The organism is Quisquiliibacterium sp. (assembly GCF_982640115.1).
In genome coordinates this window covers 1-5,617 of record NZ_CEXFHW010000220.1, presented here as the reverse complement: position 1 = coordinate 5,617, position 5,617 = coordinate 1, and the positions used below count along the sequence as shown (strand labels likewise).

The following is a 5,617-nucleotide window of genomic DNA, read 5'->3' as shown; positions in this document are numbered from 1 at the left end:
CGCAGGGACAGCGCCGCATCGCGGGCTTCACGCAGCAGCCCGAGGTGGATGCCGAAGCCGCGGTTGGCCTTCTCGGTGCCGGCGATCGACTGGAAGACCAGATCCACCGGCGCGCCGCGTTCAATCAGCGCCAGGGTGTTGGTGACATGGGTGAGCACGCATGACTGGGTGGGCGCCTGCAGCCGGCCGATGAGCTCATCAAGAGCGTGCACCAGACCGGCGAGTTCGCCGAGGTTGTCGCACACCGGGTTGACGCCGATCACCGCATCGCCCGCGCCGTAGAGCAGGCCGTCGACGATCGAGGCGGCCACCCCGCGCAGGTCGTCAGTGGGGTGATTGGGCTGCAGCCGGACCGCGAGCCGGCCCGGCAGGCCGATGGTGTTGCGAAAGGCGGTCACCACCCGGCATCGAGAGGCCACCAGGATCAGGTCCTGGTTGCGCATCAGCTTGCTCACCGCGGCGGCCATCTCGGGCGTGATGCCACGCTGCAGGCGACCAAGCGCGGCGGTGTCGGCCTGGTCGCCGAGCAGCCAGTCGCGAAACTCGCCGACCGTGAACGAGGCCACCGGCGCAAACGCCGCCGCATCGTGGGTGTCGAGGATCAGGCGCGTGACCTCGTCGTCCTCATAGGGGATGAGCGCCTCCTGCAGGAAGCGCGAGAGCGGCACATCGGCCAGGCACAGTCGCGCCGCCATGCGCTCCTCGGCACTCTCGGCGGCCACTCCGGCGAGCAGGTCGCCGGAGCGCGCGGGCGAGGCGCGGGCCAGCACCGCCGCGAGATTCTCGAAGCGGTAGGCCCGTGCGCCGATGCTCTGGCGGTAGCTCATGAATGGGCTCCTCGGGCGGCGATCATCGGGCGTTGCCAGCGTCCGGTCAGCGTGGCGCCAGCACCAGCTCGCGGGCGAGCCGGTTGTGCCGTTCCACCAGCGGGCCGGCCTCGACCGTGGCGAGTTCGCCGTCGATGACCACCTGGCGGCCATTGACCAGCACCTGGTCGGCGCGCGGGCTGGCGCACAGCAGCAGCGAGGCCACCGGATCGTGAACCGCGCCGCCGGCCATCTCGAGGGTGTCGAGGCGGAACATCGCGAGATCGGCGCACAGCCCTGGCGCGATGCGCCCGATGTCGTCGCGGCCGAGCACCTGCGCGCCGCCCCGGGTGGCCACGCGCAGCGCATCGCGCGCGGTCATCTCGGCGGGGCCGAGATCGCAGCCGAAGAAACGCCGGCCGTCGCGCAGCTCGGGCGGCCGCATGGCGCGCCCCACGCGGGCCAGCAGCATGGCCTGACGGGCCTCGTTGACCATGTGGCCGGCGTCGTTGCTGGCGCTGCCATCCACGCCAAGGCCCACCGGCACGCCGGCATCGAGCATGCGCCGGATGGGCGCGATGCCGCTGGCCAGCCGCATGTTGCTGCAGGGGCAGTGGGCCACGCCGGTGCGGGTGGCGGCAAAGAGCGAGATGCCTTCGTCGTCGAGCTTCACGCAGTGGGCATGCCAGACATCGTCGCCCACCCAGTCGACATCGCGCATGTAGTCGATCGGGCTGCGGCCGAAGGTCTCCAGGCTGTAGGCGACATCGTGGTCGTTCTCGGCGAGGTGGGTGTGCAGGCGCACCCCGTTGGCGCCGAAACGGCCCCGGTAGGATCGCGCCAGCGCGGCCGACTCGCGCATCAGCGCCGGCGTGACGGTGAAGGGCGAGCAGGGCGCCACGGCGATGCGCAGCATGGCGCCGTGGCTGGGGTCATGCCAGGTCTCGATCAGGCGCTGGCACTCGGCCAGCACCTCGGACTCGTTCTCGATCAGCCGGTCGGGCGCGAGGCCGCCCTTGCTTTCGCCCATGCTCACGCTGCCGCGCGAGGCCACGAAGCGCATCCCGATCTCCTGCGCGGCGCGGATGCTGTCCTCGAGGTTGACCTTGCCCTGGCGGCTGCGCGGGTAGAGGTAGAGGTGGTCGCTGCTGGTGGTGCAGCCGCTCAGCAGCAGCTCGGCCATGGCCAGTTGCGTGGCGGTGTGCACCATCTCGGGGGTGAGATTGGCCCAGATCGGGTAGAGCTGGCGCAGCCAGGCGAAGAGCTCGGCATCCTGCGCCGCCGGCACCGCCCGGGTCAGGCACTGGAACATGTGGTGGTGCGTGTTGACCATGCCCGGCATCACCAGGTGGCGGCTGGCGTCGATCACGGTATCGGCCTGATCGGCCAGGGCCTCGGCCGGCCCGACCGCCTCGATCAGGTTGCCGCGCACCAGGATGGACGCATCGCGCAGTTCGCCCAGCGTGTCGTCCATGGTGGCCACGCAGCGGGCGTTGCGGATCAGCACGGTGGACTTGCCCTGGGCGGGGTCGGTGGACATGGGGTCTCCGGGGAAATCTTGAGGGGGGGGCGGGGGTGGCGGGATGGGGCTGGCGGTGTGGCCGCGCGCATGGCCGGGCACGCAGCCGGAGATGTTGGCATGCCCCCGGCAAGCCGCCGCCAGTCTCCGAGTACCGCGCGGGCATTCGTTTGAGGCTTGCCAGCCGAGGACCGCTGGGTTAGCGTCGATAACGACCATGACGCGCATGGCACGCGCCTGCACATCACTCAAGAACCCGGGATGGACACGCAGGACAGTCTCTTCGGACGCCTGGAGCAGCTCAACGACGTCGGGGCCTCGCTCTCGGGCGAGCGCAACCTCGACCGCCTTCTGGAGAAGATCCTGCAGGCGGCGATGTCGATCACCCATGCCGACGGGGGCACGCTTTACACGGTGTCCGATGACCAGCGCCATCTGCAGTTTCGCATCGTGCGCACGCTCTCGATGGGCATTGCCTTCGGGGGCAGCTCATCGGCCTCCTTGCCGCCGCAGTTCACCGACCTGCCGCTCTACATGGAGGACGGCAGCCCCAACGACCACATGGTGGCGGCCCATGTGGTGATCACCGGCGCCACCGCCAACATCGCCGACGCCTATACCGACGAGAACTTCGACTTCTCCGGCACCATCCGTTTCGATCGGGCCACCGGCTACCGTTCCCGGTCTTTCCTGACCGTGCCGCTGCGCGACCACGAGTCGACCATCATCGGCGTGCTGCAGCTGATCAATGCCACCCACCCTGCCTCGGGGGATGTGCATCCCTTCTCCACCGCCGATCAGCGGCTGGCCGAGTCGCTCGCCTCGCAGGCAGCGGTGGCGCTCACCAACCGCCGGCTGATGCTGCAGCTCGAGAACCTCTTCGAGGCCTTCGTCAAGCTGATCGACGACGCCATCGACGAGAAATCCGCCTACACCGGCGGCCATTGCGAGCGGGTGCCCGAGCTGACCATGATGCTGGCCGAGGCGGTCAACCAGACCACCGAGGGTCCGCTTGCCGGCTTCCAGCTCACCGACAAGGACCGCTACGAGCTGCGCATCGCGGCCCTGCTCCATGACTGCGGCAAGGTCACCACGCCGGTGCATGTGGTCGACAAGGCCACCAAGCTGCAGACCATCTTCGATCGCATCGAGCTGCTCGACACCCGGTTCGAGGTCGTGGCTCGTGATGCCGAGATCGCGGCGCTGCGGGCTGTCGCGGCCGGCCTGCCGGCCGCGCAGGCGCAGGCCGAACTGGATCGGGTCCGGCATCGGATCCAGGACGACCGGCTGTTCCTGCACCGCGTGAATCACGGCGGCGAGAGCCTCGACGATGCATCGGTGCAGCGCATCGCCGAGATCAGCGAGCGCTATCCCTGGACAGATCCCTCCGGCGAACGACGGAGCTTCCTCACCGCCGACGAGATCGAGAACCTGAGCATCCGGGCGGGCACGCTCACCGCGAGCGAGCGCGAGGTGATCAACCACCACATCGTGTCCACCATCCACATGCTCGAGAACCTGCCCTGGCCCAGGCATCTGGCCAATGTGCCCGAGTACGCGGGTGGCCACCATGAACGCATGGATGGCAAGGGCTATCCGCGAGGCCTCACCCGTGAGCAGATGAGCGTGCAGGCCCGCATCATGGGCATTGCCGACATCTTCGAGGCGCTCACCGCCGCCGACCGTCCCTACAAGCCCTCGATGAAGCTCTCGCAGGCGCTGGCCATCATGCAGCGCTTCCGCGACAACGGGCACATCGATCCGGACCTCTACGAGGTGTTCCTCGCCAAGGGCGTGCCGCGGCAGTACGGCGAGCGTTTTCTGAAGCCCGAGCAGATCGACATCTAGGCCTGGCGGCGGCCTACTTGGTCTCGAAGGTGTGCACGCCGTCCCAATCGGCGGGCGGCGGCGAGACCAGATACTGCTCGCAGCGCTTGATCCACACCGCATGCAGTTCGCTGTGCAGGGCGGCATCGGGCGCGTCCTGCAGCGCCTGCCACTGCGCGCGAGCCTCGCCGAAGTCGCGTGCCAGGTAGCGGGCCAGCGCTGCCTCGTGCCTGCGCACCATCTCGCGCTGCGTGTCCGTGGCTTCATCGGTGCGGCACAGCGGCTCGTGGATGGCCAGCGGCGTGTCGCGGCCCTTCACCCGCACCAGGTCGAGCTGCCGCCACAGGAACGGCTCGGCGGCGGCCGCGCGCACCGACTCTCCCGCCACGATCTGCGCACCGTAGGCCTTGGTCAGTCCTTCCAGGCGCGAGGCGGTGTTCACCGTGTCGCCCATCACCGTGTAGGCCATGCGGTAGGCCGAGCCCATGTTGCCCACCACCGCGCGCCCGGTGTGCAGCCCGATGCCGATCGCGATGGTGGCTCCCGGTGGCAGGCTCAGTCGCGGCACCAGCCGAGCGAGCGAGCGCTGCATGTCGAGGGCCGCCGCCACGCCTGCCGCGGCGTGGTCGGGGCGGGCCACCGGCGCGCCCCAGAAGGCCATGACGCAGTCGCCGATGTACTTGTCGATGGTGCCGAGGTGGTCGGCGCGGATCACCCGCGACAGGTCGGTGAGCAGGGCATTCATCAGCTCGCCGAGCGCGGTGGGCTCCAGCTTCTCGGAGATGGTGGTGAAGCCGCGCACATCGGCGAACATCACGGTGAGCTCCGCCGCACGGCCCGACATGCTGTACCGGTCGGGGTCTTCATTCATCTCGTTGACCAGTTCGGGCGGCACATACTGGCCGAAGAGCCGGTTGATCGAGCTGCGCCCACGAAGCTCCAGCAGATAGCCGAGCGCGCCCAGCGCCACGAACAGCACGCCGATCTGCACCAGCGGCACGGCCACCGGCAGCACCAGCCGATCGTGCCGCCACACCCACCAGCCCAGCGACCACACCGCCAGCGCCAGCGCCGCAGCGGTCGCCACGAAGCGCGCCGGGCGCAGGCGCCAGGCGCCGGCCATCATGCCCAGCGCCACGCACCAGACCAGGCTGAGCACGGCTGCATCGGTGTAGTGGGGCCGGCTGGGCAGGCGCGCATCGAGCGCACCCTGCAGCCAGGACACATGCAGTTCGGTGCCGGGCTGGTTGGTGTCCACCGGGGTGGCGCGGCTGTCTCGCAGACCCGGCGCGGTGGGGCCGAACACCACCACTCGGCCGCGCATCAGATCGGGCGGCATGCGGCCCTCGAGCATGTCGAGCACCGACACCGTGGGCACGCTGCCGCGCCCGCCAAAGAAGGGCAGCATCGATCGTGCCTGCTCGTCGATCGGCAACCGGTAGGGCCCCAGGGTGATGGTTTCGGC

4 protein-coding genes are annotated in these 5,617 nt (G+C 69.6%); 1 reads left to right on the top strand and 3 read right to left on the bottom strand.

Going from position 1 to position 5,617, the window contains the following annotated elements; genetic code table 11:
- A partial coding sequence (gene eutB / locus AC2H6A_RS17505) for an ethanolamine ammonia-lyase subunit EutB (protein ID WP_484275003.1) occupies nt 1-827 on the bottom strand: 827 nt, incomplete at its 3' end.
- A gap of 46 nt (nt 828-873) precedes the next feature.
- Nucleotides 874-2,346 carry an 8-oxoguanine deaminase gene (locus AC2H6A_RS17500; RefSeq protein WP_484275002.1) on the bottom strand — a complete coding sequence of 491 codons (1,473 nt, stop codon included), beginning with the start codon at nt 2,344-2,346 and terminating at the stop codon, nt 874-876.
- Nucleotides 2,347-2,586: 240 nt separating this feature from the next.
- Between AC2H6A_RS17500 and AC2H6A_RS17495 the strand changes: the two genes are divergently transcribed.
- Nucleotides 2,587-4,173, top strand: coding sequence for a GAF and HD-GYP domain-containing protein (locus AC2H6A_RS17495; protein ID WP_484275001.1), 1,587 nt, complete (start codon nt 2,587-2,589; stop codon nt 4,171-4,173).
- A 13-nt stretch (nt 4,174-4,186) separates the two neighbouring features.
- Here the strand turns inward: AC2H6A_RS17495 and AC2H6A_RS17490 are convergent.
- Nucleotides 4,187-5,617 (bottom strand): adenylate/guanylate cyclase domain-containing protein (locus tag AC2H6A_RS17490; RefSeq protein ID WP_484275000.1); only part of this gene is annotated, 1,431 nt, incomplete at its 5' end.